Annotated in this window: 24 protein-coding genes and 1 tRNA gene; 2 read left to right on the top strand and 23 right to left on the bottom strand. The window is 68.5% G+C overall.

Going from position 1 to position 26,815, the window contains the following annotated elements:
- The 4 genes from ACFSC0_RS14245 to rpsL form a co-directional block, all read right to left on the bottom strand.
- Positions 1-673: GTP-binding protein (locus ACFSC0_RS14245; protein ID WP_377355189.1), on the bottom strand; the 673-nt coding region annotated here is incomplete at its 3' end.
- 49 nt (positions 674-722) lie between these two features.
- Complete coding sequence (fusA, locus tag ACFSC0_RS14240; protein ID WP_377284147.1) at positions 723-2,801, bottom strand: elongation factor G; 2,079 nt, start codon at positions 2,799-2,801, stop codon at positions 723-725.
- A gap of 104 nt (positions 2,802-2,905) precedes the next feature.
- Positions 2,906-3,379, bottom strand: a complete 474-nt coding sequence (gene rpsG / locus ACFSC0_RS14235) for a 30S ribosomal protein S7 (RefSeq protein WP_377284146.1) — start codon at positions 3,377-3,379, stop codon at positions 2,906-2,908.
- 12 nt (positions 3,380-3,391) lie between these two features.
- Positions 3,392-3,763, bottom strand: a complete 372-nt coding sequence (gene rpsL, locus ACFSC0_RS14230; RefSeq protein ID WP_293345753.1) for a 30S ribosomal protein S12 — start codon at positions 3,761-3,763, stop codon at positions 3,392-3,394.
- Positions 3,764-4,078: 315 nt separating this feature from the next.
- Here rpsL and ACFSC0_RS14225 point away from each other — a divergent pair, with 315 nt between their 5' ends.
- Positions 4,079-4,732, top strand: a complete 654-nt coding sequence (locus tag ACFSC0_RS14225; protein WP_377355187.1) for a hypothetical protein — start codon at positions 4,079-4,081, stop codon at positions 4,730-4,732.
- On the opposite strand, the gene ACFSC0_RS14220 is transcribed toward ACFSC0_RS14225, so the two are convergent.
- The 16 genes from ACFSC0_RS14220 to ACFSC0_RS14145 all read right to left on the bottom strand — a co-directional run bounded on the left by ACFSC0_RS14220 (position 4,729) and on the right by ACFSC0_RS14145 (position 23,490).
- Positions 4,729-6,708 (bottom strand): alpha/beta hydrolase family protein, encoded by a 1,980-nt coding sequence (locus ACFSC0_RS14220; protein ID WP_377284144.1) that lies wholly within the window; start codon positions 6,706-6,708, stop codon positions 4,729-4,731. The two genes, ACFSC0_RS14225 and ACFSC0_RS14220, sit on opposite strands and share 4 nt — an antisense overlap.
- A 63-nt stretch (positions 6,709-6,771) precedes the next feature.
- Complete coding sequence (locus tag ACFSC0_RS14215) at positions 6,772-7,107, bottom strand: TFIIB-type zinc ribbon-containing protein (RefSeq protein ID WP_377284143.1); 336 nt, start codon at positions 7,105-7,107, stop codon at positions 6,772-6,774.
- 57 nt (positions 7,108-7,164) lie between these two features.
- Entirely contained in the window at positions 7,165-7,623 is a 459-nt protein-coding gene (locus ACFSC0_RS14210) for a YbjN domain-containing protein (RefSeq protein WP_377284142.1), read from the bottom strand.
- Between the two features lie 149 nt (positions 7,624-7,772).
- Positions 7,773-11,963 carry a DNA-directed RNA polymerase subunit beta' gene (rpoC, locus tag ACFSC0_RS14205; protein ID WP_377284141.1) on the bottom strand — a complete coding sequence of 1,397 codons (4,191 nt, stop codon included), beginning with the start codon at positions 11,961-11,963 and terminating at the stop codon, positions 7,773-7,775.
- 93 nt (positions 11,964-12,056) lie between these two features.
- Positions 12,057-16,127 carry a DNA-directed RNA polymerase subunit beta gene (gene rpoB, locus ACFSC0_RS14200; RefSeq protein ID WP_377284140.1) on the bottom strand — a complete coding sequence of 1,357 codons (4,071 nt, stop codon included), beginning with the start codon at positions 16,125-16,127 and terminating at the stop codon, positions 12,057-12,059.
- 632 nt (positions 16,128-16,759) lie between these two features.
- Positions 16,760-17,149: a 50S ribosomal protein L7/L12 gene (rplL, locus tag ACFSC0_RS14195; RefSeq protein WP_377284139.1), complete on the bottom strand. Its 390-nt coding sequence runs from the start codon at positions 17,147-17,149 to the stop codon at positions 16,760-16,762.
- A 45-nt stretch (positions 17,150-17,194) separates the two neighbouring features.
- Positions 17,195-17,710 carry a 50S ribosomal protein L10 gene (gene rplJ, locus ACFSC0_RS14190; RefSeq protein ID WP_377284138.1) on the bottom strand — a complete coding sequence of 172 codons (516 nt, stop codon included), beginning with the start codon at positions 17,708-17,710 and terminating at the stop codon, positions 17,195-17,197.
- A 353-nt stretch (positions 17,711-18,063) separates the two neighbouring features.
- Positions 18,064-18,477, bottom strand: coding sequence for a hypothetical protein (locus ACFSC0_RS14185; protein WP_377284137.1), 414 nt, complete (start codon positions 18,475-18,477; stop codon positions 18,064-18,066).
- A 63-nt stretch (positions 18,478-18,540) separates the two neighbouring features.
- On the bottom strand, positions 18,541-19,611 hold the full coding sequence (locus ACFSC0_RS14180) for a hypothetical protein (protein WP_377284136.1): 1,071 nt from the start codon (positions 19,609-19,611) through the stop codon (positions 18,541-18,543).
- Positions 19,612-19,681: 70 nt separating this feature from the next.
- Positions 19,682-20,323 (bottom strand): VOC family protein, encoded by a 642-nt coding sequence (locus ACFSC0_RS14175; RefSeq protein ID WP_377284135.1) that lies wholly within the window; start codon positions 20,321-20,323, stop codon positions 19,682-19,684.
- Positions 20,324-20,626: 303 nt separating this feature from the next.
- Complete coding sequence (gene rplA, locus ACFSC0_RS14170) at positions 20,627-21,316, bottom strand: 50S ribosomal protein L1 (RefSeq protein ID WP_377284134.1); 690 nt, start codon at positions 21,314-21,316, stop codon at positions 20,627-20,629.
- Between the two features lie 5 nt (positions 21,317-21,321).
- The gene (gene rplK, locus ACFSC0_RS14165) at positions 21,322-21,753 is read right to left on the bottom strand and encodes a 50S ribosomal protein L11 (protein ID WP_377284133.1); all 432 of its coding nucleotides are present in this window, start codon (positions 21,751-21,753) and stop codon (positions 21,322-21,324) included.
- Positions 21,754-22,041: 288 nt separating this feature from the next.
- Positions 22,042-22,389: a GxxExxY protein gene (locus ACFSC0_RS14160; protein WP_377355186.1), complete on the bottom strand. Its 348-nt coding sequence runs from the start codon at positions 22,387-22,389 to the stop codon at positions 22,042-22,044.
- Between the two features lie 81 nt (positions 22,390-22,470).
- Complete coding sequence (nusG, locus tag ACFSC0_RS14155; protein WP_377284131.1) at positions 22,471-23,037, bottom strand: transcription termination/antitermination protein NusG; 567 nt, start codon at positions 23,035-23,037, stop codon at positions 22,471-22,473.
- A 5-nt stretch (positions 23,038-23,042) separates the two neighbouring features.
- A complete protein-coding gene (gene secE, locus ACFSC0_RS14150) occupies positions 23,043-23,315 on the bottom strand; it encodes a preprotein translocase subunit SecE (protein ID WP_377284130.1) in 273 nt (90 codons plus the stop codon).
- A 99-nt stretch (positions 23,316-23,414) separates the two neighbouring features.
- Positions 23,415-23,490, bottom strand: a tRNA-Trp gene (locus ACFSC0_RS14145).
- A gap of 267 nt (positions 23,491-23,757) precedes the next feature.
- Between ACFSC0_RS14145 and ACFSC0_RS14140 the strand changes: the two genes are divergently transcribed.
- Positions 23,758-23,955 carry a hypothetical protein gene (locus ACFSC0_RS14140; RefSeq protein ID WP_377284129.1) on the top strand — a complete coding sequence of 66 codons (198 nt, stop codon included), beginning with the start codon at positions 23,758-23,760 and terminating at the stop codon, positions 23,953-23,955.
- Here the strand turns inward: ACFSC0_RS14140 and ACFSC0_RS14135 are convergent.
- The 3 genes from ACFSC0_RS14135 to ACFSC0_RS14125 all read right to left on the bottom strand — a co-directional run bounded on the left by ACFSC0_RS14135 (position 23,949) and on the right by ACFSC0_RS14125 (position 26,537).
- Complete coding sequence (locus tag ACFSC0_RS14135; protein ID WP_377284128.1) at positions 23,949-24,293, bottom strand: hypothetical protein; 345 nt, start codon at positions 24,291-24,293, stop codon at positions 23,949-23,951. The genes ACFSC0_RS14140 and ACFSC0_RS14135 overlap by 7 nt on opposite strands.
- Positions 24,294-24,435: 142 nt before the next feature.
- Positions 24,436-25,341 (bottom strand): transcriptional regulator, encoded by a 906-nt coding sequence (locus ACFSC0_RS14130; RefSeq protein WP_377284127.1) that lies wholly within the window; start codon positions 25,339-25,341, stop codon positions 24,436-24,438.
- An 11-nt stretch (positions 25,342-25,352) separates the two neighbouring features.
- The gene (locus ACFSC0_RS14125) at positions 25,353-26,537 is read right to left on the bottom strand and encodes a GNAT family N-acetyltransferase (protein ID WP_377284126.1); all 1,185 of its coding nucleotides are present in this window, start codon (positions 26,535-26,537) and stop codon (positions 25,353-25,355) included.
- Positions 26,538-26,815: the final 278 nt, after the last annotated feature.

Raw genomic sequence — 26,815 nt, 5'->3', positions numbered from 1 at the left:
CCGAGATCGAGAACACGTCTTCCACCGGCATCAGGAACGGCAGGTCGATCGGACGCTCCGGCTGCGGGATGTACTCGTCCACCGCCTTCATCAGCTCGAGGATGGCGTTCTCGCCGATCTCCGGGTTGGTGCCTTCCACCGCCGCCAGGGCCGAGCCCTTGACGATCGGGATGTCGTCGCCCGGGAACTGGTACGACGAAAGCAGCTCGCGCACTTCCATCTCGACCAGGTCCAGCAGCTCGGCGTCGTCGACCATGTCGACCTTGTTCATGAACACCACCAGCGCCGGCACGCCCACCTGACGGGCCAGCAGGATGTGCTCGCGGGTCTGCGGCATCGGACCGTCCGCCGCCGACACCACCAGGATCGCGCCGTCCATCTGCGCCGCGCCGGTGATCATGTTCTTCACATAGTCGGCGTGGCCGGGGCAGTCGACGTGGGCGTAGTGACGGTTCTGCGTCTCATACTCCACGTGCGCCGTGTTGATCGTGATCCCGCGGGCCTTCTCTTCCGGCGCCGCGTCGATGTCTTCGTACTTCTTCGCCGTCGCACCGCCCGTCTTGGCCAGCGTCATCGTGATCGCCGCCGTCAGCGTCGTCTTGCCATGGTCGACGTGACCGATGGTGCCGATGTTGCAGTGCGGCTTGGTGCGTTCGAACTTTTCCTTGGCCATTTCAAGCTCCAGCCCGGGTGGGGCCTGGTCCTTTCAGTCGATGGGTTGGTTAGGCGTACTTCTTGATCACTTCGTCGGCGACGGCTTGCGGCACCGGAGCGTAGTGGTCGTACTGCATGGTGAAGGCGGCGCGGCCCTGCGACATGCCCCGAAGGGTGTTCACGTAGCCGAACATGTTCGCCAGCGGCACGAAGGCGTTGATGACGATGGCGTTGCCGCGCACGTCCTGCCCCTGGATCTGACCGCGGCGGCCGTTCAGGTCGCCGATGACGCTGCCCAGGTATTCCTCCGGGGTCACGACCTCGACGTTCATGATCGGCTCGAGCAGCTTGGGCGAACCCTTCTCGCGCAGTTCCTTGAAGGCCGCGCGCGAAGCGATTTCGAAGGCCAGCACCGAGGAGTCGACGTCGTGGTAGGCGCCGTCGATCAGGGTGGCCTTGAAGTCGATCACCGGGAAGCCGGCCAGCAGGCCGTTTTCCTTGGCCGAGGTCAGGCCCTTCTCGACGCCCGGGATGTATTCCTTGGGCACCGCGCCGCCGACGATGGCGCTCTCGAACTGGAAGCCCGAGCCCGGCTCGCCGGGTTCGAACACCAGCTTCACGCGGGCGAACTGGCCCGTGCCGCCGGTCTGCTTCTTGTGGGTGTAGTCGATCTCGGCCCGACGACCCAGGCTCTCGCGATAGGCCACCTGCGGCGCGCCGATGTTGGCCTCGACCTTATAGGTGCGCTTCAGGATGTCGATCTTGATGTCCAGGTGCAGCTCGCCCATCCCCTTCAGGATGGTCTGGCCGCTCTCGTGGTCGGTCGAGACGTTGAAGGACGGATCCTCGGCGGCCAGCTTGGCCAGCGCCACGCCCAGCTTCTCCTGGTCGGCCTTGGACTTCGGCTCCACGGCGATCTCGATGACCGGCGCGGGGAACTCCATCTTCTCCAGGATGACCGGCGAGCGGGTCGGATCGCACAGGGTGTCCCCGGTGCGGGTGTCCTTCAGGCCGGCCAGGGCGACGATGTCGCCGGCGTAGGCTTCCTTGATGTCCTCGCGGTTGTTCGAGTGCATCAGCAGCATGCGGCCGACCCGCTCGCGCTTGTCGCGCGTCGAGTTCAGCAGGCCCATGCCGGTCTCCAGCTTGCCCGAGTAGATCCGGCAGAAGGTCAGCGAGCCGACGTACGGGTCGTCCATGATCTTGAACGCCAGCACCGACAGGGGCTCGTCGTCCGAAGCGCGGCGGACCACCGGCTCTTCAGTGCGGAAGTCCAGGCCCGGGGTCGGCGGAATGTCCACCGGCGAAGGCAGGTAGTCGACGACCGCGTCCAGCAGCGGCTGCACGCCCTTGTTCTTGAACGCCGAGCCGCAGAGGATCGGGTAGAAGGCGCCGGTGATCACCGCCTTGCGGATGCACTTCTTGATCGTCTCTTCGGACGGCTCTTCGCCCGAGAGGTAGGCTTCCATCGCCTCGTCATCGAGCTCGACGGCGTTCTCGATCAGGTAGTTGCGGGCCTCTTCGGCCTTGTCCTTCAGGTCGGCCGGGATCTCTTCGTCCCAGAACTTGGCGCCCAGGCCGTCGTTGTCCCACAGCACCGCCTTCATGCGGACCAGGTCCACCAGGCCGCGCAGGTTGGATTCCGAGCCGATCGGGAACTGGATCGGAACGGCCTTGGCGCCCAGGCGGTCGCGGATCGACTGCACCGAGGCGTCGAAGTCGGCGCCGATCTTGTCCATCTTGTTGACGAACACGATCCGCGGAACCTTGTACTTGTCGGCCTGACGCCAGACCGTCTCGGTCTGCGGCTCCACGCCGGCGTTGCCGTCGAGCACGGTCACCGCGCCGTCGAGCACGCGCAGGCTGCGCTCCACCTCGATGGTGAAGTCCACGTGGCCGGGCGTGTCGATGATGTTCAGGCGCTTTTCTTTCCAGAAAGCGGTCGTGGCGGCGGAGGTGATGGTGATCCCCCGCTCCTGCTCCTGCTCCATCCAGTCCATGGTGGCCGCGCCATCATGGACCTCGCCGATCTTATGGCTCTTGCCGGTGTAGTAGAGGATCCGCTCCGTCGTCGTGGTCTTGCCCGCGTCGATGTGGGCCATGATCCCGAAGTTGCGGTAATCTTCGATCTTGTGGGTGCGGGGCATAGCTGAAAGCTCGGCTAGGGGTGCGTTCGGAATTGGATCGCTAACGAACGGCGCGGGCGGTTTAGCTCAAACCGCCCGCGCCGGAAAGCGATGGATATGGGGTCTTACCAGCGGTAGTGCGAGAAGGCCCGGTTGGCTTCGGCCATCTTGTGGGTGTCTTCGCGCTTCTTCACGGCCGCACCGCGGTTCGAGGAGGCGTCCAGCAGCTCGCCGGCCAGCTTCTCGGTCATGGTGTTCTCGCCGCGGTTGCGCGCGGCGTTGACCAGCCAGCGGATCGCCAGGGCCCGGCGGCGGTCCGGGCGGACTTCCACAGGCACCTGGTAGGTCGCGCCGCCGACCCGGCGGGAGCGGACTTCGATGGCCGGAGCGACGTTGTCCAGGGCCGCGTGGAAGGTCTCCAGCGGGCCCATGTCGCGGCGCTTGGCCTCGAGGATGTCGAAGGCGCCGTAGATGATGTTCTCGGCGACGGCCTTCTTCCCCTCGTACATGACGTAGTTCATGAACTTGGTGACGACCAGGTCCCCGAACTTGGGATCGGGAAGGACTTCACGCTTCTCTGCGCGACGGCGGCGGGACATGTCTCTTGATCCTTACTTCGGACGCTTGGCGCCGTAGAGCGAACGGCGCTGCCTGCGGTCCTTGACCCCTTGAGTGTCGAGCACGCCGCGCAGGATGTGGTAGCGCACGCCCGGAAGGTCCTTCACCCGCCCGCCGCGGATCAGCACCACGGAGTGTTCCTGCAGGTTGTGGCCTTCGCCGGGGATGTAGCACACCGCTTCGATGCCGGTGGTCAGGCGCACCTTGGCGACCTTCCGCAGGGCCGAGTTCGGCTTCTTCGGGGTGGTGGTGTAGACCCGCGTGCAGACGCCGCGGCGCTGCGGGCACCCCTTCAGGGCCGGAACCTTGTTGCGCGAGGGCTTGTCCTGGCGCGGCTTGCGGATGAGCTGGTTGACTGTCGGCATCTAATCTCTGCGTCTGTGGAGGCGTGTGCCGTCAGGCCGAAGCGCCTCAGGGGGTCGTTGATTGTCGTTTGGCTTCGAAGCGGCCCTCTGAACGCAAAAACTCGCCGGGATGCGGAACTTCGCATTCCGGCGGGTCCGCCGCCCCTGGTGGAGCAGCCGTTCATCGGACCAGGGCGAACCCCGACCTCGAAAGAGCGCGCTACATAGTCGCGAAGCCGCTTCCAGTCAATCTCGCGCGGCCTGCGTCACGCTCGCCATGCGATCGCCCGGGGGCGTGCTAGCTTTAAAGCCTAGGTTGCAAGGCGGGGGAGCTGCATGCTTCGGCGAGCGCCAGCGCGGACGGCGGCGATCCTCCTCGTCTCGGCGGGGGCGCACGTGGCTGTCCTGTCCTGGCTGGGCCTGACACGATCAGAGCTGCGCACGCCCTACCCCGGGCCGGCGACGGTCCAGCTCGACATCCGGCCGTTCCACCTGCCGCCCCGGGCTCCCTCCGCCGACCTCCCCGCCCCGCTGCGGCCGCTGCGGCCCCGCACCCCGCGCCGGCCGGACGAGGCCGACGACGCCGTCCCGCCCCTGCATCTGCCGACCGCGGCGCAGGGGACGCGGGCGCCGCCGGCCGCCGCCCCTGCCCTGCCGGAGCTTGGCCGCGCGCTCAGGGGACGGCTGGGATGCGACGAGGCTGCGCGCCTCAGCCGCGAGGAACGGGACCGCTGCGCCGAGCGGCTGGGCGCCCGCCGCGCCGAGGGCCCCGACTACGGGCCGGCGGCGGGCATCGCCCCGCTCAAGCGCGCCGCCTTCGACCGCGCCGCCGGCGTCTCGCCGCTGCCGCCCGAGCCGGAAGGCGTAGCCCCCGAGGGCTCGGACAACATCGGCGATCCGGACTACGGCGGCGGCATGGCCGCCGAGATGGGCGCGCCCCACCACGACAGCAGCCGCGCGACGCGGGTGACGCCGCGCCTGCCGCCCTAGCGCTGGACCGGCAGGTTCTTGGCCAGGAACGACTCGAGCGCCGTAAGCAGTTGGGTTCGCGAGGTCGGCCGACGCAGGTAGTGGTCGTCGTCGGGCAGCAGCAGATGCTCCACCGGCTTGCCCGCCGCCTTCAGGGCGTCGCGCATCGCCGCCGATTGCACGGGCTCGACGATGGTGTCCTGCCCGCCGTGCACCAGCAGCACCGGCGCCTGGATGTTGGCCACCTGCCGCAGGGGCGAGGTGGTCACCAGCTCCGGCGAGTTCGGGCCGTTGCGGGCCAGCATCCTGCGCAGCGAGTGGAACGAGGCCGAGGCGCGGCCGTAGGTCCCGCCCTGCTGGGCGAGCAGCAGCTTCAGGTCCGAGATGCCGGCGACCGACGCGGCGCAGCGGTAGGCGCCGGGGTGAAGGCTCACCCCCGCCAGGGCCGCATAGCCCCCGAAGCTCCAGCCGACGATGCAGCTCCGCTCGGCGTCCACTTCGGCCAGCGGCCTCACGGCCGCGACGCCGTCCAGCAGGTCGGTCTGCATCTTGCCGCCCCACTCGGCGCGGCCGGCTTCGTAGAAGGCCCGGCCGAAGCCCGTGGAGCCGCGGAACTGGGGCCGCAGCACGGCGTAGCCGCGCGAAGCCAGGAACTGGGTCAGGAAGTCGAAGGCGTATTCGTCGCGACTGCCCGGCCCGCCGTGCGGCATGACGATCAGGGGCGCCCTGGCCACGCCCAGGCTCGCCGGCGGCAGGGTCAGGTAGGCCCCGATCTCCAGCCCGTCGCGCGCCTTGTAGGTGATCCAACGGGTCGCCCCCAGCTCGACGCCTTCGAGCTCGGGATACTCCTCCCCCAGCGGCGAGACCGACTTGGCGGCCTTGTCGTAGAGCATCCAGGCCGGCGGCGCGCCGGGCCCGTCCACCCGCACGATGAACCGGCTCCGGTCCCTGGACCAGTCATGCAGGCTGACATGCCGGTCCTTGAAGGCGCGCGACAGCAGGGCGTGGACCTGGCCGAGCTCGGCGTCGAGCCACTGGACCTCAGGCCGCTCGGCCCCACCGACCACGGCCACCGCGGCGCCGCGGTAGGGGTCGGTCAGCAGGTAGGGCGTCGCGCCCGGCGTCGGCTCGCCCAACGGCGTCACCGACCCGTCGCTCAGCTTCTTCAGCACCACCCGCTCGCCGCCCTGCACCGCCTCGCGCAGGTAGACCCCGTCGTCCGGGTCGGAGTAGCCGATGTAGCCCATCGCGGCGTCGATATCCTCGCCGCGCTCGAGCACCGTCCAGCGGTTCTGGCCTTTGCCGCGCACGTGGATCGAGAAGGCCCGCGAGATCTCGTCGACGTCGTAGCGGACCCGCGGCTCGCCCGAGAGGTCCACGTCCCAGCCCCAGGTGTCGTAGCCGCCACGCTCCACGGCCCGTCCCTTGCCGGTCGCCGGATCGACGCTCCAGAGCGCCCTCACGAAGGGGGAATCGACGCCCTTGCGGGCGGCGTAGGTGTCGAAGCCGCGGCTCGGCCCCATCGACCAGGCCAGGCCCAGGACGAGCGCGCGCGGCGGCTCGTGGAACAGCGCCACCTGGGGATGCTCCACGGCGAAGGACGAGGCTTCGTCGGTCGACAGCAGGGTGGACATCAGCTGACCCTGGGCGGTGAAGGCGATGTTCCGCTCCATGCGGTAGGCCTTGCCGTCCACCTGCTCCCAGCGGGCCACGCGCACGAGCACATGGTCGTTGCCGACCCAGTCGGCGGAAATGGCGTCCACATCGCCCAGCCGGATCGGCGGCGAGGTCGGCCCGTCGATGGTGGCGATGGCCAGGGTGCGGGCGCCGGCCGGGCCGCCCAGCAGCGCCAGCCGCTTGCCGTCCGGCGAGATGTCCACGCTCTCGACCGCCGGCAGCCGCCCGAACGCGGCCAGCGGGGGCGGCTCCTTGGCCTGAGCTGCGGACGCGGTGACAGCCAGGGCGGCGAAGCCCGCCGCAAGTTTCAGGTACGCCATAGGTTACTCCCCCCGAGGCTTCACCGTAGCCAGGGGGTGGATCGCGCGCAAGTTGCGGCGGCGTCAGTCGAAGATGTCGAAGATGTCGAAGCCCTTCTTGCGCTTCTTGTGGCGGTAGTAGTCGTCGTAGTCGTACCGGTAGCGCTGGTGTTGCGGATCGTACGGGTGGGACCGGCGCCAGGCCTCCGGGTCGCGGTGGAAGGTGTCCACCTCCCGCTCGAACACCTGCCGGGCCTGCTGGTCGCCGGCCATCTGCTCGCGCGCGTCGGCCAGGATCTTCTCCAGCTCGCCGCGATCCAGCCACACGCCCCGGCAGCTCGGGCACATGTCGAGCTCGACGCCCGAGCGGTTCACGTTCTGCATCGAGGTGTTGCAGTTGGGGCAGAGCAGCAGCGGCATCGCATCCTCCGGAGGTCGTTCCACTCCAGATAGGGCCGCGCCGCCGCCGCGCCAGCGTCAGTCGACGCCGATGTGCTTCTTGAAGTTCGGGATGACCCAGGCCCAGACGTCTATGGCGTTGCCGATCGCCTCGGTCGTGCCGCCCCGCTCCAGGTCCACGTCGTACTCGACGTAAGGGTAGTTCTCGCCGCCGAGATAGCCCCGGCCGAAACGGTTGTTGCGGCTCCAGTCGTTGATCTTCTGCAGGCCGACGTTTCCGGCCCGCGGGAAGGCGGTGGCGAAGGAGATGGCCGCGCAGCGGCCCGCCTTGCAGGTGTAGAACAGCACCCGGAAGGGCGTGCCGTCGAGGGCGCTGGTGATCATCGGGTCGCCCTGGGAATCCGTCCCGATCTGCGCCTGCAGCCCCTTGTCCTGGAGGGCCTGGGCCACCTCCTGGGCGGTCACGCCGCCGGTCGGCAAGGGCCCGGCCACGGCCGCGCCGGCCAGGCACCACGCCAGGGCCGCGGATGCGGCCATCGTCACCTTCGTCCTCATCGCTCGCCCCCGTCAGGAATAGCGGCGCACAAACTCGCCTGACGCGCGAGAGTTCGGCGGACGGGAAGCAAAAACAAAGCGGCCCGGGATCGCTCCCGGGCCGCTCCGTCGTTCCGTTCCGAGCCTTAAGCTCAGGCGCCGGCCTTCTCGGCGTCCGCATCGATGGCGATCTCCGCGGGCAGCGGCTCCATCGCCTCCTCGCGGGAGGCGGTGAGAGCCTCGTCGCGCTTGGCGGCGATCCGCTGCAGGTTCCGCAGGTAGGAGCCCGTGCCGGCCGGGATGAGCCGGCCCACGATGACGTTCTCCTTCAGCCCTTCCAGGGTGTCGATCTTGCCCTGCACCGAGGCTTCGGTGAGGACGCGGGTCGTCTCCTGGAACGAGGCCGCCGAGATGAAGCTGCGGGTCTGGAGCGAGGCCTTGGTGATGCCGAGCAGCACCGGCTGGATGAGCGCCGGACGGCCGCCGCGGGCCTCCGCCTTGGCGTTCTCTTCCTCCACCTCGAGCTTGTCGAGGTGGTCGCCCTTGAGCAGGCCGGTATCGCCCGGCTCGAGGATCTCGACCTTCTGCAGCATCTGACGGACGATCGTCTCGATGTGCTTGTCGTTGATGGGCACGCCCTGGAGCCGGTAGACCTCCTGGATCTCGTTGACCAGGAAGTCGGCCAGCGCCTCGATCCCCTGGATCCGCAGGATGTCGTGCGGGTCCGGGTTGCCGTCGATGAGGTACTCGCCCTTGCGGATGATGTCCCCGTCGTGGACGGCGATGTGCTTGCCCTTCGGGATCAGGAACTCGACAGCCTCGCCGCCGTCTTCCGGCGTGATCTTGATGCGGCGCTTGTTCTTGTAGTCCCGGCCGAACTCGACCCGGCCGTCCATCTCGGCGATGACCGCGCAGTCCTTCGGCCGGCGGGCCTCGAACAGTTCGGCCACCCGCGGCAGACCGCCGGTGATGTCCCGCGTCTTGGCGCTTTCGGTGGGCAGACGGGCGAGCACGTCGCCCGGCTTCACCTCGTCGCCGTCGCCGACGGAGAGGATGGCGCCCACCGGCAGGAGCATCCGCGCCTCGCCGCCGTTCGCCAGCCGCTTGTAGGCGCCGGTCTCGTCGAGCACCGCCGTGGCCGGACGCAGGTCCGAGCCCTTGGTCGAGGCGCGCCAGTCGACCACCACCCGGTTGGAGATGCCGGTGGCCTCGTCGGCTTCCTCGCGGACCGAGACGTTCTCCACCAGGTCCTCGAACCGGACCCGGCCGCCCACTTCCGTGATGATCGGGGTGGTGTACGGGTCCCAGTCGGCCAGGCGCTGGCCGCGCTTGACGGTGTCGCCGTCCTTCACCTTCAGGCGCGCCCCGTAGGGCGGCTTGTAGGATTCGCGGTCCTTGCCGTCGACCTGGACCGTCACCTGCAGGTTCCGGCTCATGACAATCAGCTCGCCGTCGGCGGCCTGGACGGTGTTGCCGCCGCTGATCCGCACGACGCCGTTGTTGGCGCTCTCGAAGAACGACTGCTCGGCCACCTGGGCGGTGCCGCCGATGTGGAAGGTCCGCATCGTCAGCTGGGTGCCCGGCTCGCCGATCGACTGGGCGGCGATGACGCCGACGGCCTCGCCGATGTTCACCGGCGTGCCGCGCGCCAGGTCGCGGCCGTAGCAGGCGCCGCAGACGCCGTTCTTGGTCTCGCAGGTCAGCACCGAGCGGACCTTCACGGACTGCACGCCCGCGCCTTCGATGATCTCGACCATGTTCTCGTCGAGATAGGCGTCGGCCGGGACGATGACCTCGCCCGTGCCCGGGTCCTTGATGTCCTCGGCCGCGAAACGGCCGAGCACCCGGGTGCCCAGGGAGACCAGCACGTCGCCGCCCTCGACGACGGCGCGCAGGGTGATGCCCCGCGTGGTGCCGCAGTCTTCCTCGGTGATGATGCAGTCCTGCGCCACGTCCACCAGGCGGCGGGTCAGGTAACCCGAGTTGGCGGTCTTCAGCGCGGTGTCGGCCAGGCCCTTACGGGCGCCGTGGGTGGAGTTGAAGTACTCCTGGACGGTCAGGCCTTCCTTGAAGTTCGAGATGATCGGCGTCTCGATGATCTCGCCGGACGGCTTGGCCATCAGGCCGCGCATGCCGCCGAGCTGCTTCATCTGGGCCTGCGAACCCCGGGCGCCCGAGTTGGCCATCATGAAGATCGAGTTGATCTCCTGCTGGCGCCCGTCGACCACCGGAGCCGAGGAGATCTCGGCCATCATTTCGTCGGCGACCCGGTCCGTGGACTTGGCCCAGGCGTCGACGACCTTGTTGTACTTCTCGCCCTTGGTGATCAGGCCGTCCGCGTACTGCTGCTCGTATTCCTCGACCAGCTTGCGGGTCTCCTCGACGATCTCCTTCTTGCGGGCCGGGATGACGATGTCGTCCTTGCCGAAGGAGATGCCGGCCTTGGCCGCCTCGCGGAAGCCCAGACCCATGATCTGGTCGGCGAAGATGACCGTCGCCTTCTGGCCGCAGTGCCGGTAGACGACGTCGATCAGGTTGCCGATCTCCTTCTTGGTCAGGTTCTTGTCCATCAGGCGATGGCCGACCGCGGGGTGACGCGGGAACAGCGCGGCGATCTTCATCCGGCCGGGGGTCGTGTCGATCACCTTGGTGACCAGGTTCCCGTCCGCGTCCATCTCGGTGTAGCGGCACTTGATCTTCGAGTGCAGCGTCACGACGCCGGCGTCGAGGGCCGCTTCGATCTCGCCCAGGTCCGCGAACAGCTTGCCCTCGCCGGGCTCACCGTCCTTGGCCAGCGACAGGTAGTAGAGGCCGAGCACGATGTCCTGCGACGGCACGATGATCGGCTTGCCGTTGGCGGGCGAGAGGATGTTGTTGGTCGACATCATCAGCACGCGCGCTTCCAGCTGGGCCTCGAGGCTCAGCGGGACGTGCACGGCCATCTGGTCGCCGTCGAAGTCGGCGTTGAACGCGGCGCAGACCAGCGGGTGCAGCTGGATGGCCTTGCCCTCGATCAGCTTCGGCTCGAACGCCTGGATGCCGAGGCGGTGGAGCGTGGGCGCGCGGTTCAGCAGCACCGGGTGCTCGCGGATCACCTCGTCGAGGATGTCCCACACCTGCGGCTGCTCACGCTCGACCATCCGCTTGGACTGCTTGACGGTGCCCGACAGGCCCTTGGCGTCCAGCCGCGCGTAGATGAACGGCTTGAACAGCTCCAGCGCCATCTTCTTGGGCAGGCCGCACTCGTGCAGCTTCAGTTCGGGGCCGACGACGATGACCGAACGGCCCGAGTAGTCGACGCGCTTGCCGAGCAGGTTCTGGCGGAACCGGCCCTGCTTGCCCTTCAGCATGTCGGCCAGCGACTTGAGGGGCCGCTTGTTGGCGCCGGTGATGACCCGGCCTCTGCGGCCGTTGTCGAACAGGGCGTCGACCGCCTCCTGCAGCATCCGCTTCTCGTTGCGGATGATGATGTCCGGCGCCCGCAGCTCGATCAGGCGCTTCAGGCGGTTGTTCCGGTTGATCACCCGCCGGTACAGGTCGTTCAGGTCGGAGGTCGCGAAGCGGCCGCCGTCCAGCGGCACCAGCGGGCGCAGCTCGGGCGGGATGACCGGGATGACCGTCAGGATCATCCACTCCGGCTTGTTGCCGCTCTCGATGAAGTTCTCGATCAGCTTCAGGCGCTTGGACGCCTTCTTGAGCTTCATCTCCGAGGTGGTGGTGATCAGCTCCTCGCGGAGCTTCTCGGCCTCCTTGTTGAGGTCCAGGCCGCGCAGCAGGCCCTGGACCGCCTCGGCGCCGATCTCGGCGGTGAAGGAGTCGTCGCCGAACTCCTCCTGGAAGCGCATGAAGTCGTCTTCCGACAGAAGCTGGTGCAGCTTCAGGGGCGTCAGCCCCGGCTCGGTGACGATGTAGTGCTCGAAGTAGAGCACCCGCTCGATGTCCTTCAGCGGCATGTCGAGCATCAGGGCGATGCGGCTCGGCAGCGACTTCAGGAACCAGATGTGGGCGACCGGGCTGGCCAGCTCGATGTGGCCCATCCGCTCGCGGCGGACGCGCGCGAGGGTGACCTCGACGCCGCACTTCTCGCAGATGATGCCCTTGTACTTCATGCGCTTGTACTTGCCGCACAGGCACTCGTAGTCCTTGGTCGGACCGAAGATGCGGGCGCAGAACAGGCCGTCACGCTCGGGCTTGAACGTGCGGTAGTTGATCGTCTCGGGCTTCTTGATCTCGCCGAACGACCACGAGCGGATCTTCTCGGGGGACGCCAGCGCGATACGGATCTGGTCGAAGGTCGGAGCGGCCTGGACCGGATTGAAGATATTCAGGACTTCCTGGTTCATCGGATATCCAGTTCGTCAGAAATTCTGTGAGCGGTGGGGAGGAGCTGACGGCCCCTCCCCTCGCCTTTGGTTCTCGTCGCGGTCGGCCCGCGCCTAGCCGTTCTCCAGCTCCACATTCAGGCCCAGAGAGCGCATCTCCTTGACCAGCACGTTGAAGCTTTCCGGGATGCCGGCCTCGAAGGTGTCGTCGCCGCGGACGATGGACTCGTAGACCTTGGTCCGTCCGGCCACGTCGTCCGACTTCACCGTCAGCATCTCCTGCAGGGTGTAGGCGGCGCCGTAGGCCTCCAGGGCCCAGACCTCCATCTCCCCGAACCGCTGACCGCCGAACTGGGCCTTGCCGCCCAGCGGCTGCTGGGTGACCAGGCTGTAGGGGCCGATCGAGCGGGCGTGGATCTTGTCGTCCACCAGGTGGTGCAGCTTCAGCATGTAGATGTAGCCGACGGTGACCGGGCGCTTGAACTGCTCGCCGGTCTGGCCGTCGAACAGCGTCACCTGGCCCGAACGCTGCAGTCCGGCCTTCTCGAGCAGGTTCTCGATGTCGTCGATGTGGGCGCCGTCGAACACCGGAGTGGCGAAGGGGATGCCCTTCGACAGGTTCCGGGCCAGCTCGACGAGTTCGTCATCGTCCTCCGGCAGCTCCACGTCGGGGCCGTAGACCTCCCGCAGGTGGTCCACCAGCGCCTGCCGCTGGCCGCCGTGGCGCCAGGCCTCCAGCATCTCGGCGACCTGACGGCCCAGGCCGGCCGCGGCCCAGCCGAGGTGGGTCTCGAAGATCTGGCCGACGTTCATCCGGCTGGGCACGCCCAGCGGGTTGAGCACGATGTCGACGTGGGTGCCGTCCTCCAGGAAGGGCATGTCCTCGATCGGCAGGATCTTGGAGATGACCCCCTTGTTGCCGTGACGGCCGGCCATCTTGTCGCCCGGTTGCAGCTTGCGCTTCACCGCGACGAACACCTTGACCATCTTCATCACGCCCGGGGGCAGCTCGTCCCCGCGCTGCAGCTTGTCGACCTTGTCCTCGAAGCGGCGGTCGAGGCGCTTGCGGGCCTCGTCGAACTGACGGCGCAGGGCCTCCAGCTCGCCCATCGCCTTCTCGTCGTCGAGGGCGATCTGCCACCACAGGCCGGGCGCGATCTCGTTCAGCTTGTCCTCGGTGATCTCGCCGCGGCCCAGGCCCTTGGGACCCGAGACGGCGGTCTTGCCGACCAGCAGCTGGCGCAGGCGCGCGGTCATGTTGCGGTTCAGGATCGCGAACTCGTCGTCGCGGTCCTTGCCCAGGCGGTCGATCTCGGCCCGCTCGATGGCCAGCGCCCGCTCGTCCTTGTCGACGCCGTGGCGGTTGAACACCCGCACTTCCACGATCGTGCCGGCCACGCCCGGCGGCAGCCGCAGCGAGGTGTCGCGCACGTCCGAGGCCTTTTCGCCGAAGATGGCCCGCAGGAGCTTCTCTTCCGGCGTCATCGGGCTCTCGCCCTTCGGCGTGACCTTGCCGACCAGGATGTCGCCCGGCATCACCTCGGCGCCGATCGCCACGATGCCCGCCTCGTCGAGGTTGCGCAGGGCTTCCTCGCCGACGTTCGGGATGTCGCGGGTGATCTCTTCCGGACCCAGCTTGGTGTCGCGGGCCATGACCTCGAACTCCTCGATGTGGATCGAGGTGAAGACGTCATCGCGCACGATCCGCTCGGAGATCAGGATCGAGTCTTCGAAGTTGTAGCCGTTCCAGGGCATGAAGGCGACGAGGGTGTTGCGCCCCAGCGCCAGCTCGCCCAGCTCCGTCGACGGGCCGTCGGCGATCACGTCGCCTTCCCGGATCCGGTCGCCGACCCGCACCAGCGGACGCTGGTTGATGCAGGTCGAGGTGTTGGAGCGCTGGAACTTCTGCAGCCGGTAGATGTCGACGCCCGGCTTGGTGGGGTCGGTCTCTTCCGTCGCCCGGACCACGATCCGGGTGCCGTCGATCTGCTCGACCACGCCCGAGCGGCGAGCCACCACCACGGCGCCGGAGTCGCGGGCCACCACGTCCTCCATCCCCGTGCCCACCAGGGGCGCGTCGGACTGGATCAGCGGCACGGCCTGCTTCTGCATGTTCGAGCCCATCAGGGCCCGGTTGGCGTCGTCGTTCTCGAGGAACGGGATCAGCGAGGCGGCGACCGAGACGACCTGCTTGGGCGAGACGTCCATCAGGTCGACGGTGTCCTTCGGCAGCAGGGTCGGCTCGCCGTTGATCCGGCCGGGGACCAGGTCCTCGACGATCTCGCCGCCGTCCAGCTTGATGTTGGCCTGGGCGATGACGTGCTTCGCCTCCTCCATGGCCGACATGTAGACCACCTCTTCGGTGATCTTGCCGTCCTTCACCCGCCGGTACGGGCTCTCGATGAAGCCGTACTTGTTCACCACCGCGTGGGTGGCCAGCGAGTTGATCAGGCCGATGTTCGGGCCTTCCGGCGTCTCGATCGGGCAGATCCGGCCGTAGTGGGTCGGGTGCACGTCGCGGACCTCGAAGCCCGCCCGCTCGCGGGTCAGACCGCCCGGGCCGAGCGCCGACAGGCGCCGCTTGTGGGTGATCTCCGACAGCGGGTTGGTCTGGTCCATGAACTGCGACAGCTGCGAGGAGCCGAAGAACTCCCGCACGGCCGCGGCCGCCGGCTTGGCGTTGATCAGGTCGTGCGGCATGACGGTGTCGATATCGACGCTGCTCATGCGCTCCTTGATCGCCCGCTCCATGCGCAGCAGGCCGACGCGGTACTGGTTCTCCAGCAGCTCGCCCACCGAACGGACCCGGCGGTTGCCGAGGTTGTCGATGTCGTCGATCTCGCCGCGGCCGTCGCGCAGGCCGACCAGGGTCTTCAGCACCGCCAGCACGTCTTCCTTGCGGATGACGCGCACATCGTCGGGGCAGTCCAGCTCCAGGCGCATGTTCATCTTCACGCGGCCGACCGAGGACAGGTCGTAGCGCTCGGAATCGAAGAACAGCGACTTGAACATCGCCTCGGCCGCTTCCACCGTCGGCGGCTCGCCGGGGCGCATGACGCGGTAGATGTCGAACAGCGCGTCCTCGCGGGCGGTGTTCTTGTCCACCCGCAGGGTGTTGCGCATGTAGGCGCCGACCGTGACCTCGTCGATGTCGAGGACGTCGAGGGTGGTGAAGCCCTGCTCTTCCAGCGAGGCCAGCAGGGTCGGGTCGAGCTCGTCGCCGGCTTCGGCGTAGATCTCGCCGGTCTCCATGTTGACCAGGTCGCGCGCCAGGTAGCGGCCGGTCAGGGCCTCAGGCGCGAGCAGCAGGGTCTTCAGGCCGGCGTCGGCGAACTTCTTGGCGTTCCGGGCCGAGATCTTCTGGCCGGCCGGGGCGATCTCCTCGCCGGTGTCGGCGTCGATCAGCGGGAACTCCGGCTTCACGCCCCGCCAGCGCTCGGGCTTGTAGGGGGTGGCCCAGCCGCCCTGGCGCTTCTCGTAGGGGACGGACTCGTAGAAGGTGGAGAGGATCTCCTCCCCGTCCATGCCCAGGGCCATCAGGAAGGTGGTGGCCGGCAGCTTCCGGCGCCGGTCGATGCGGACGTAGACGATGTCCTTGGCGTCGAACTCGAAGTCGAGCCAGCTGCCGCGGTAGGGGATCACCCGGGCGGCGAACAGCAGCTTGCCGGAGGCGTGGGTCTTGCCCTTGTCGTGGTCGAAGAAGACGCCCGGCGAGCGGTGCATCTGGGAGACGATGACGCGCTGGGTCCCGTTGACGATGAAGGTGCCCTTCTCTGTCATGAGCGGGATGTCGCCCATGTAGACGTCCTGCTCCTTGATGTCCTTCACCGAGCGGGCGCCGGTCTCCTCGTCGGTCTCGAACACGATGAGGCGCAGCTTGACCTTCAGCGGCGCGGCGTAGGTCATGTCGCGCTGGACGCATTCCTCGACGTCGTACTTCGGCTCCTCGAACTCGTAGGAGACGTACTCGAGCACGGCGCGCTCGTTGAAGTCCTTGATCGGGAAGACCGACTTGAAGACCGCCTCGATGCCCTCGTCGCGGCGCTCGCCGGGGCGGACCTCACGCTGGAGGAACTGTTCGTAGGAGGACCGTTGAACCTCGATGAGGTTCGGCATCTGCACAGCTTCGGGGATGCGGCCGAAAGACTTCCGGATCCGCTTCTTGCCGGTGAAGGATTGCGCCATTTTTGTCCCTTGCGGGGCGGACGGAGTCTGGGCCACCGTTCGCCTGAGTTATTCATCCTGCGTCCACCCTCGGCTCTCCCCTCGCGGGGAGCGGACGCTGGAATGCCCCTTGGTCTCGTCAGGGGCGCTCCTTCGCATGGCCGGAGGGCGGCGGGCCATGCCTCGGAGCTTCACGCGCGAAGAATCGCTGCTCGAAATGTTCAGAATTTCGCGGAACTCGCCACATAGGCCTTTTCGCGCGTCGTGGGAAGCCCCTTAACGCAAGAAAAGTGGAGCGGCGCCGCCGGCCTCGGCGCGCCGCTCCACGTCTCGACCCGGGCGTATCCCGGGGTGCTCTTTGCGCTCGTCAGTTCGCTGGCGGTGAACAAGGAAAGGCGGGGCGAGGTTCCCGCTGAAAAGACCTCTCCCCGCAGCGCGGGGAGAGGGTTGGGTGAGGGGGTGAGGCGCGGCCGGCTCAAGCCGGACGCGACGAACGCCCGGAGCGCAGCGACGGGCCTCCAGCGCGGAAGCGGCCCTGCGGCCGGACCTCCCTCACCCTACCCTCTCCCTCCGCTGGCGGAGGGAGAGGTCAACAAAGAAAAAGGGGACGCCCGGAGGCGTCCCCTTCCCAGGATCAAGCTCTGAAGCCTGGACTACTTCACCTGGACGGTGGCGCCGGCGGCTTCGAGGCGCTTCTTGATGTCTTCCGCTTCCTGCTTGGAGACGTTCTCCTTCACGTTCTGCGGAGCGCCTTCCACCAGGTCCTTGGCTTCCTTCAGGCCGAGGTCCGGACGCACGGCGCGGACTTCCTTGATGACGTTGATCTTCTTGTCGCCGCCGCCGGTCAGGACGACGGTGAACTCGGTTTGCTCTTCGGCCGCTTCGGCCGGAGCGCCAGCGCCGCCGGCGCCCGGAGCGGCGGCCACGGCGACCGGAGCCGCGGCGGAGACGCCCCACTTCTCTTCGAGCATCTTGGACAGCTCAGCGGCTTCCAGGACGGTCAGGGTGGAGAGGTCGTCCACCAGTTGTTGCAGATTGGCCATGTCGGTTGGTCCTTAAAGGTTGGGAGTTGTCGGGGAAGATGACGTTCAGGCGGCGTCTTTTTGCGCGTACGCATTGAAGACGCGGGCAAGCTGACCGGCCGGCGCCTGCAGGACGCCCGCGACCTTGGTCGCCGGAGCCTGGATGAGGCCGATGATCTTGCCGCGGAGCTCGTCGAGCGAGGGCAGCGTGGCGAGCGCGCTGATCCCACCCTTGTCGAGCACCTGCTGACCCATGAGGCCGCCGATGACGGTGAACTTGTCGTTCTCCTTGGCGTACTGGGTCGCGACCTTGGCGGCGGAGACAGCATCCGGCGCATAGGCGATGGCGACCGGGCCCTTGAAGAGGGCGTCGCCCGCTTCGCCGACCGAGCCGTCCAGGGCCTTCTGGGCCAGGGTGTTCTTCACCACCTTCAGCTGGGCGCCCTGCTCGCGCAGGCGGTCCCGCAGATCCGTCATTTCCGCAACGGTCAGACCCAGGTAGTGGGTCACGACCACGGCGCCGGACGTATCGAAGACGCCCTTCAGCGCCTCGATGGTGTCCTGCTTTTGAGCGCGGTCCATTGCGGTCTCCTACTCAGGTGCGGCGACCGGACCATCCGGCCGCCGGTAGCTCGGGCGCGCATCGGCGAAGACGCCGAAGACCGCCCGTTCAGCCTGTCCATGGAGAGAAGCGCTGGCCCGCGCCGGCCGCGTTGCGGCGGGCGTGAAAGGCCGTCATCTTCCCGTCTCCCACCGGCCGAGGAAGGGCTCTTCCCCGCGTTACGGCTCCAGGCGGCCCCTGGAACCCCGCTGTTCTCGGACAGGATCGGGAAGCGCTCGGTGAAGAGCCCTCCCCCATCCCGCGCCCCTGGCGGGACGCGAAACTTCAAGAGGCGCGGCCTTTACACGAGGATGCGGCGAAACTCAAGGCGCGCTCACCAGCGCGCCGGCCCCACCAGCTGCCGGCGATCGACGTCGTAGTAGACCCCGTAGGTCGCCGCGTTCGACGAGAAGGCCCCGATGGCCACAAGGGGGAAGCCGTCCTCCGGCGTCAGGATCATGTAGCCGTTCCCCGGGCTCTCGTAGCGCCCGCGGATGAACCGTCGCCCGCCGAAGGTGACGCCGCGGTAGAGGCGCGAGAAGCCCTGCAGCGACTGGCCGGCCGGCATCTTCACCTGCCGCTCCAGCTCCTCCACCTGCGCCTCGCTCGGCGTCCACGACGACGGCGGCTCCCCTTGCCGGCTGTCGGCCTGCGCCGCCACCGGCGCCTCCTCGCCCGCGAGGGCCGCTCCCGCGCCGCCGGCCAGGGCCAGGGCGAATGCGGCCGCCGCCGCAGTCCATCGCACCATCTCTCAAGCTCCGTCCGCGCCCGCCCCTCCCCTAAGCGCCCGAGGCGCGCGCCGGCTCCCGCCTCAGTCGTGCAGCGGCTCGAAGCCGAAGACCCAGGGCGTGTCGGTGTCGACGGTGACCTTCACCGCCTTGATCTCCGGCGCGCCGTAGACCTGCAGCCGGGTGATGTTGCCGTACTTGGGCGGCCGCTGCTCGCCCTCGCTGACCAGGAAGGGCCGGTCGATGACCAGCTCGTGGAAGTCGCCGTTGACCAGCAGCACCGGCTTGCCGAACCGGGCCGCCAGGTCGCGGATCGCCAGCGCGATCCAGAAGTAGGGCCCCTCGGCGCCGCCCCGCAGCGCCTTGCCGAACTGGTCGTCGCCGTGGGCGTCCTCGAACATGCCGGCGTGGAGGGCGATCACCACCGCCTTGGCGTCCTTCGCCCGGGCCTCTGCGAAGGTCGCCTTGATCCAGTCCACGTCGGCCTTGTTGCGGGCGATGGCGTCATTGGCCCGGACCGGATCGTTGATGGTGAAGTTCATCCCCGTGCCCGGCACGTGGACAGTGGCGAACACCACGCCCGAGCGCTCCCAGCGCAGGTTCTCGACCATGTCCTTGTGCTCGGAGACATCGGATTGCCGGACCACCGGGATCGTCCGCCGGCCCAGGCTCTTGGCCTCGGCGAAGAACACCCTGCGGATCGCATCGCGGCTGGCCAGGGTGTCCGCGAAGCTGGTCCCGGCCATGGCGTTGTCCAGCAAACGCGCCTGGCCCAGCAGCCTCAGCTGCTCGGGCGTGGCGTTCCCCCGCACCGTGCCGATGTAGGCCTCCAGGATCTCGGGCTTGCGGCAGTCGGTCCACTCGTTGTCGCCGGGCGTGTAGAGCACCGGGTGGTCGTACTTGTCGAACCAGGTCCGGATCGTGCGGTGGTTCGCCTCGGTGCAGACCATCGCCCCCCAGGTGTCGCCCACATGGATGCTGAAGGCCGGCTTCTCGCGGTTAATGCGTCCGATCAGGGACTCGTAGACGGCATAGTCCCCGGGCGGGTTGTAGGCCGTATCCCCCAGCGCCACGAAGCTGAACCGCTCCGCGGTGGCGGGCCCCGCGAGCGCCAGCGACAGCGCCAAAGCGCCGATGAGTGTGCGCACGCCCATGTTCGCCCCTCCCCCTGTTTTTCGCGCAGGAGCTTAGCCTTGCGAGCGGCCGCAGAACAGCGGTCCGCGATCAGTCGGTGCGGCCGGCGAACAGCAGCAGGTTGCCGTCCGGATCGGCGACGATGAATTGGGCCTGGTTCTCCGCATGCCAGGGCTCGCGCGTCAGCGGCTGGTGAAAGGCCACGCCGCGCTCCTGGAACTCCCGGAACAGCGCCTTGAGCCGATCGACCGTGATCGAGGCGCTCAGCAGGTCCTCCTCGTCGGCGGGCCTGCCGACGGGGCCGTCCACGCAGCGCAGGTTGAGCCGCACGGCGTCGCGGCGCACCTGCCCGTAGAAGGCCGGCTCCCCGTAAAGGAAGCCGACGGTGAAGCCGAGCTGCTCGGTGAAGAAGCCGACCGTCCGGTCCATGTCGGTTACGAACAGCTGCGGCTCGGCGCCGGTCAGCACGGGGCGGCCCGGCGAAGGCGCGGGGGTGGTGCTCATGGTGGCGGATCCTTCGATCAGCGCCGGCCAGCTCTCGAACCCGTACTGGCGGGCGATCAGCTCCTGGGCGTCGGCGAGCCGGAAGGGGTGGGCCATGATCTGAGCGTCGGTCATGCCGGCGAAGCGCGGCAGCCTCTCCCGGATCGCGGCGGCCACCGTGTACTTGCCTTCCCGCCGCCAGCGCACAAAGCGCTTGGCCTGCTTCTTCAGGTTCTCGAGGTTGGGCACGGGCGCGCTACGGGTGTGAGTGGGTCATCGTAGGCGGGCATGGCCCGTTCGACCTTTCGGCCGGTGCGCCCTACTGCGGCGGGTCGAAAGGTGCGCCCGGGGAGGCCGAGCTGTCAATTGCGTGCTTCCCCACCTCCATCGCCGGGCTCGTCCCGGCCACCCAACCCGTTGCAGCCGTCGCAGGCCCATCAGGATGGGTGGCCGGCATGGAGCCGGCCATGGCGGATTGGGTTGGCGGCCACGCAAAAAGAAAGGGCCGCATCGCTGCGGCCCTCCCGATACTCGGCAGATCTCTGGAACGCCTCAGGCGCCCAGCGAGCCGGCGTCCACCTTGAAGCCCGGCCCCATGGTCGAGGAGAGGCTGATCTTCTTGATGTAGGTGCCCTTGGCGCCCGACGGCTTGGCGCGGTTCAGCGCCTCGACCAGGGCGCGGGCGTTGGCCAGCAGGGCCTCTTCGGTGAAGCTCGCCTTGCCGATGCCGGCGTGGATGATGCCGGTCTTCTCGGTGCGGAACTCGATCGAGCCGCCCTTGGCGTCCTTCACGGCCTGGGCCACGTTCGGCGTCACGGTGCCGACCCGCGGGTTCGGCATCAGGCCGCGCGGGCCCAGCACCTTACCGAGGCGGCCGACCAGGGCCATCATGTCCGGGGTGGCGATCACCCGGTCGAACTCCATGAAGCCGCCCTGGATCCGCTCGACCAGGTCCTCGGCGCCGACGATGTCGGCCCCGGCGGCCTTGGCCTCTTCCTGCTTGGCGTCCTTGGCGATGACGGCCACGCGCACGTCGCGGCCGGTGCCCGACGGCAGGGACACGACGCCGCGGACCTGCTGGTCGGCGTGGCGGGGGTCGACGCCCAGGTTGACGGCGATCTCGACGGTCTCGTCGAACTTGGCCTTGGCGTTTTCCTTGACCAGCTTGACGGCCGCTTCGAGCGGGTGGGCGACGTTGCGGTCGCCGGTCCAGGCCTGGATGCGCTTGGGTTGCTTGGCCATGGTGCTCACGCCTCCACGATCTGAAGGCCCATCGAGCGGGCGGAGCCCTCGATGATGCGGGCGGCGGCCTCGACGTCGTTGGCGTTGAGGTCCTTCATCTTCTTCTCGGCGATCTCGCGCAGCTGGGCGCGGGTGATCTTGCCGACCGTCTCGCGGCCGGTCTTGCCCGAGCCCGACTTCAGGCCCACGGCCTGCTTGATGTAGTAGGTCGCCGGCGGTGTCTTGGTGACGAAGGTGAAGCTCTTGTCCTGATAGACGGTGATCACCGTCGGCAGGGGCGTACCCTTCTGTTCCTTCTCGGTGCGGGCGTTGAACTCTTTGCAGAAGCCCATGATGTTGACGCCGCGCTGACCCAGCGCCGGCCCGATGGGCGGCGAAGGCGTGGCGGAGCCGGCGGGCACCTGCAGCTTGATGTAGCCCAGGATCTTCTTGGCCATGTTGTCCTCGTTGACCGGTCGCCCGGTCGGTTGAGCCGTGGTGCGGGGTTAGGCTGGCCGCCCCTCCCACGGATTTGAGCGCCCCGTCCGCAAGCGTCCGGCGCGAAGGGCGGGCCTGTACCAGCAATGCCCCTCGCGAGCAACCGCGGCGGTCATTTGACCGCCAAGACCGCCAAGAGCGCCAAGGGCGCGGCGGCTCGCCCAATCGATCTTCGTCAGGCGCCGGGGTTGTGCCCACCTTGGCGGTCTTGGCGGTCTTGGCGGTCCAAACCAGGCGCCGACTGCTAACTAGGAGCGGACGAACCGCCTCAGCCCCTGCTTGAGCTGTACCGCGTTGAAATTCAGCAGATAGCCCAGCCGAAAGCCCGAGAGCTTCAGATAGGTGAGGATCTGCGCCTCATGGAGGCGCGACAATGCTTCGACGGCCTTTACCTCGACCAGGACCGCGTCCTCGACGACCAGGTCGAGCCTATAGCCGGCGTCGAGCTGCAGTCCGTCGTACTCGATGGGCAGGGCGACCTGACGCGCCACCGTAAGGCCACGACTGTGCAACTCGTGTGCGAGGCAGTGCTCGTAGGCCGACTCAAGCAGGCCGGGCCCAAGGAGCCGATGGACCTTGATGGCGGCGTCGACCACCTGGCGGCCGATCGCGTCGACTGGGGCGGGTGGGTCCGCCAGCCCTGGGCGGTCTTGGTGGTCCACCAATCCGCCGCCGGCCTAGCCGACCTTTTCGACCTGGTTGTATTCGAGCTCGACGGGGGTGGCGCGGCCGAAGATGGAGACGGTGACGCGCAGGCGGGCCCGTTCCTCGTCGACCTGTTCAACGGCGCCGTTGAAGCTGGCGAACGGACCGTCGGTGACCCGCACCTGCTCGCCGATCTCGAAGGAGATGGTGGGCTTGGGCCGCTCGACACCTTCCTCGATGGCGCCGATGATCCGGGCGACCTCACGCTCCGACACCGGCATCGGCTTGGAGCCCGAGCCCAGGAAGCCGGTCACCTTCGGCGTGTTCTTGATGAGGTGGTAGGCCTCGTCGGTCAGGTTCATCTTCACCAGCACGTAGCCCGGGAAGAACTTGCGCTCGGTGTTGACCTTGCGGCCCCGGCGGATCTCCACGACGTCCTCGGTCGGCACCAGCACTTCGGAGAACTGGTCTTCCAGGCCCTGGGCCCTCGCCTGCTCCAGGATGGACTCCTTCACCTTCTTCTCGAAGTTGGAGTAGGCGTGGACGATGTACCACTTGTGGTTCGACGTGTCCGCGGGGCGGGCGGCTTCGGCGTTCATCTGTGTCATCCCGCGTTCGTAAGGCTCAGGATAAATTGCATCGCCCGGCCGATGCCGAAGTCGACGACCAGGAAGAAGACGGCGGCCAGGGCGACCATGATCCCGACCATCACCGAGGTGATCCAGGTCTCCTTGCGGCTAGTCCAGGTGATCTTACGCCCTTCGGCGCGGACCTCGCGGAAGAACTGGGCCGGAGGGGTCTTCTTCTTCGGCGGCGCCTGGACGGACGAGGAGCCGGCGGCCATCGCCGCGGCCGTCTTTGCGGCGCGCTCCCTCATGCCTGGGGCGCTGGGTTTCCGTGCCATGGAAGCGGTCTGGACTTTCTTTGCGGCTCACCGGCGGGGCGCCGGCCTTCAGGCGTTAGATAAGGTCGGCGGTGGCAGGAGTGGAGGGACTCGAACCCCCGGCCCTCGGTTTTGGAGACCGATGCTCTACCAGCTGAGCTACACTCCTTAAGTCGCCGTCCGCCAATGAAGCAGCGCGCCGGAAGGCGTCCGCCTGCCGGCGCTGCGCGGCTCATCGCCGGAGCCGGCTCGTTTAGCAGCGGCTCATGGCGGGAGCAAGGGCGCGGATCGGCCTGGGGCCGCGGCGCGTTTACGCCCGCGACAGCAGCCCCAAGGATCCGCGCCCATGTCCCCCGCCCCTGCCGAGCCCTCGCGGCCCGATGCCGGTCCCGACGCCCCCCGTGAGCCGGAACCGCGGACAGACTCGCGAGCGCCCTTGCAGCCCTCGCTCAACCGGGACGACGAGATGAAGTCCGGGCGTCCGCCGAGGACGGCCTACGAGCCGAAGGGCGCCGAAGGCTCGTCGCAGACGCCGAAGACCGCCACCGACCCGGCGAGCGGCGAATGGCGCGGCGGCCCGCCCGCGCCGGCTGCATCCGACGCGGACGAGACCGATACGTCAAAGGATCAGTAGGCCGCCGGCGGCGCGCACTGGATCCCCATGTAGTCGACCTTCACGTTGGTCAGTTTCGTTCCGCAGGCGGTGACCTCGCCCGCAGCCGTGCCCATCACCGACACGCCCACGCCTCTGGACATGTCGATCCCGGCTTCGGTCACGTCGTAGACCTTGTCGCCCTTCTTCATGACAAGGCAGCTGGGCTGGGCGCCGGCCTCGGGGCAGCCCACCGCGGTGATGGTTTCGCCCTGTGCCTGGCTGGAGGCCTGAGCCTGGCTCGGCCCGGTCTCGCCACAACCCGCCAAGGCCACGACCGCCAGGGCGATCGAGGCCGCAGTCCCTAATGCAATGCGCATGCCGCTATTCCTGATTCGCATACGACAGTCCGGATCGGACGGAACGAGACTGCGCCCGCAATCAGGGGTGGGCAATGGCTTTTCTGACACACCAGTCGAATTTCAACCGTCCATCTTTGACAGCTAAGTTGTTGTTTTCAGGCTAGATGCGAGCGCCTTGCAACTCGAAGGTCCGCTCCATCGTCTTGATGCGGTCCTCCACCAGCGGCAGCCGCTTCAGGGCCACCGAGGCCGCCCAGAGCAGCGCCCGGGCCGGCGCGGGGGTGCGGGTCATCGCCGCCACCGGCGCCCCCGCCCGCCGCAGCAGGCCGTTGGTGTAGTGGGCGCCGTTGAGGATGCGCGTGCCCCAGGTCTGGTAGTCCACCGACAGCGAGACGTTGAAGCCTTCCTGGTTCTCGATCCGGTGCGGCGCGTGCAGCGGCCAGGTCACCGCCACGCCGGGCGACAGGTCCAGAACCTGGGCCGCGCCGTCCATTTCGCGGCGGTACGGCAGGTCCTCGGTCTGCTGCTTCAGGACGATGTTCTCCATCAGCTGCTGGGGCATGTGGGCCTCGTCGGCCGGATAGATCCAGATCCGCTTGCGGCCGCGCAGGTGGAACAGCACCACGCCCGGCGCGTCGGCGTGGAACGGCACCTTGGCGTTCGGGGCCGAGAGGATCAGCTGGCCGTTGATCTGGGCCGGCTTGAACCCCGGCGCGTTGGCCGCGATCTGGCCGAAGGCCTGGCGCATCGCCGCGCCCAGCGCCGGATAGTGCTCCTCCACACGGCGCAGCTGCACCCAGACGCGGCCCTCCTTGATGCCGGCCAGCACCTCGCGGCCCGGCAGGCGACCGCGCACGCCGGTCCGCATCTGGGCCTGCCCGTCGGCGTCGAAGTCGAACAGGTTGATGTCGTAGAGCTCGGCCGGATAGCGGTCGAGCAGCTCGGCCAACGCCTCGTCCTCGAACAGGCCGGTGTCGACCAGCCCGTGGCGGAAGGTCATCGGCGTCTTGCCGAAGGCGAGCGCCTGGTCGGCGGTGAAGGGGGCGATCAGCTCGGCGGTTTGCATCGAAACTCTCCTCATTCTGCGGTCAGGCCAAGGCCCAGGCCGGCCAGGCCCAGCCCCGCGCCGACGGTGAATTTGCGGTGGCGGCGCCCCAGCAGGGCGACGGACTTCAGGGTCGCGCCGACCCGCCCGCCGACCCGCGGCTCGCAGGCGGTGATGCGGTCCAGGCGCCGGTCGAGGCGGGTGGCGGCCCGGCGCAGCGTCGGCGGCGCCGCGCCCAGGGCCGCCTGGGTCAGAGCCCCGAGCGGCCGGGGCCCGACGCGCACGTCGCCCTCCAGCACCCGGCCGGCCGGGTCGGCGAAGAACTTCTTGTAGTCCTCGCCCTCGGGCCCGAAGTCGACCCGCGTCACGCCTTGCCCGGCCAGCGCCTCGAGGCTCGCCAGCGTCATCAGCGCGCCGGGCGAAAACTTCGCGTATTCCGGATCGTAGATCGGAAACCAGAGGTGATAGCTGTCGCCGGACAGGAGGCCGAGCTCGGCGGCCACGACCCGCTCCCCGGCCCGCAGCACGGCGAACCGGAGGCCGAAGTCCGCCTCGGTGCTGTTCGTCAGCCGCCGCAGCAGACCTTGCGTCCAGGGCGCGGAAAAGACGTCGTGCTGGCCGGTGCGCAGCATCTGCTCGCTCTTCACCGCCAGCACCATCTCCAGCACCTCGGCGGCGCGCTTCTCCAGCGTGAAGGCGACCTCGCCGTGCTTGGCTTCCAGCTGGCGCAGCCGGCGGCGCTTGTCCCTCAGGAAGTCGCCGTGGCCAGCCGCCCGGCGTTGCGCCAGCCAGCCTTCGTACCCCGCGGACAGGTCGGCGATCATCGCCGCCCGGCCCTCGCCGTCGCCGGCCGTGATCCCGCTCTCGAGGAGGCCGGAGTAGCGCAGCCGGCGCGCGCCCAGGGCGGTCACCACCTCGGCCAGGTCGATGGCCGCGCCCGGCCGGGCGATCAGGCCGTGATAATCGGTCAGCGGCGCGGCCAGCGGCTGGATCAGCCCCCCGCGCCTCTGGAAAGGAAAGAAGCCGGCGATCTCGCCGCCCTGGCGGATCACGGCCACGGCCGCGCCCGGCGCCACCTGGCTGGCCGCCAGAGTGTAGCGCAGGTCGAAATAGGGGCTGGCGAGCTCCGGCCGGGCGCTGCGGAACGCCGCCCAGGCCGCCCGCGCATCGCGGTCCAGATCCGCCGCGTCCACCGCCTCGATCGCCGTCGCGCCCATTTTGGAACGCCTCCCTTGCCCTGGCGCGACGGCAAGCAATTCGCGTTCCAGGAGAGTCGGAGGAGCGGCAGGACCCTCCCTTGCGAAGGCCGGCGGAAGTGTGGGCGGTGAAGAGGGCGGGTCTCAGGTCAGCGCCCCCTCACCCGCTCATCCCGGCCTTCGCCGGGATGAGCGGACAAAGAAAAAGGCCGCCGGATCGCTCCGGCGGCCTTTCCAGCTCTCAGCTGACGCTGTGGGCTATTCGATGATCTTCGAGACGACGCCCGCGCCGACCGTGC

Origin of the sequence: Phenylobacterium terrae (assembly GCF_042681205.1) — a bacterium.
Classification (GTDB): domain Bacteria; phylum Pseudomonadota; class Alphaproteobacteria; order Caulobacterales; family Caulobacteraceae; genus Phenylobacterium; species Phenylobacterium terrae.
The sequence above is the reverse complement of the archived record's forward strand: the minus strand, read 5'-3'. Positions and strand labels throughout refer to the sequence as shown.

Coding starts and splice junctions, on each gene's coding strand:
- secE (WP_377284130.1), bottom strand. CDS start 23,315: ATGAGGGAGCGCGCCGCAAAGACGGCCGCGGCGATGGCCGCCGGCTCC.
- rpsG (WP_377284146.1), bottom strand. CDS start 3,379: ATGTCCCGCCGCCGTCGCGCAGAGAAGCGTGAAGTCCTTCCCGATCCC.
- rpoB (WP_377284140.1), bottom strand. CDS start 16,127: ATGGCGCAATCCTTCACCGGCAAGAAGCGGATCCGGAAGTCTTTCGGC.
- rplA (WP_377284134.1), bottom strand. CDS start 21,316: ATGGCCAAGCAACCCAAGCGCATCCAGGCCTGGACCGGCGACCGCAAC.
- ACFSC0_RS14180 (WP_377284136.1), bottom strand. CDS start 19,611: ATGGGCGTGCGCACACTCATCGGCGCTTTGGCGCTGTCGCTGGCGCTC.
- nusG (WP_377284131.1), bottom strand. CDS start 23,037: ATGAACGCCGAAGCCGCCCGCCCCGCGGACACGTCGAACCACAAGTGG.
- rpoC (WP_377284141.1), bottom strand. CDS start 11,963: ATGAACCAGGAAGTCCTGAATATCTTCAATCCGGTCCAGGCCGCTCCG.
- ACFSC0_RS14130 (WP_377284127.1), bottom strand. CDS start 25,341: ATGCAAACCGCCGAGCTGATCGCCCCCTTCACCGCCGACCAGGCGCTC.
- ACFSC0_RS14215 (WP_377284143.1), bottom strand. CDS start 7,107: ATGCCGCTGCTGCTCTGCCCCAACTGCAACACCTCGATGCAGAACGTG.
- rpsL (WP_293345753.1), bottom strand. CDS start 3,763: ATGCCGACAGTCAACCAGCTCATCCGCAAGCCGCGCCAGGACAAGCCC.
- rplJ (WP_377284138.1), bottom strand. CDS start 17,710: ATGGACCGCGCTCAAAAGCAGGACACCATCGAGGCGCTGAAGGGCGTC.
- rplL (WP_377284139.1), bottom strand. CDS start 17,149: ATGGCCAATCTGCAACAACTGGTGGACGACCTCTCCACCCTGACCGTC.
- ACFSC0_RS14135 (WP_377284128.1), bottom strand. CDS start 24,293: ATGCGCATTGCATTAGGGACTGCGGCCTCGATCGCCCTGGCGGTCGTG.
- ACFSC0_RS14185 (WP_377284137.1), bottom strand. CDS start 18,477: ATGGTGCGATGGACTGCGGCGGCGGCCGCATTCGCCCTGGCCCTGGCC.
- ACFSC0_RS14210 (WP_377284142.1), bottom strand. CDS start 7,623: ATGGCCGCATCCGCGGCCCTGGCGTGGTGCCTGGCCGGCGCGGCCGTG.
- ACFSC0_RS14125 (WP_377284126.1), bottom strand. CDS start 26,537: ATGGGCGCGACGGCGATCGAGGCGGTGGACGCGGCGGATCTGGACCGC.
- ACFSC0_RS14220 (WP_377284144.1), bottom strand. CDS start 6,708: ATGGCGTACCTGAAACTTGCGGCGGGCTTCGCCGCCCTGGCTGTCACC.
- ACFSC0_RS14225 (WP_377355187.1), top strand. CDS start 4,079: ATGCTTCGGCGAGCGCCAGCGCGGACGGCGGCGATCCTCCTCGTCTCG.
- rplK (WP_377284133.1), bottom strand. CDS start 21,753: ATGGCCAAGAAGATCCTGGGCTACATCAAGCTGCAGGTGCCCGCCGGC.
- fusA (WP_377284147.1), bottom strand. CDS start 2,801: ATGCCCCGCACCCACAAGATCGAAGATTACCGCAACTTCGGGATCATG.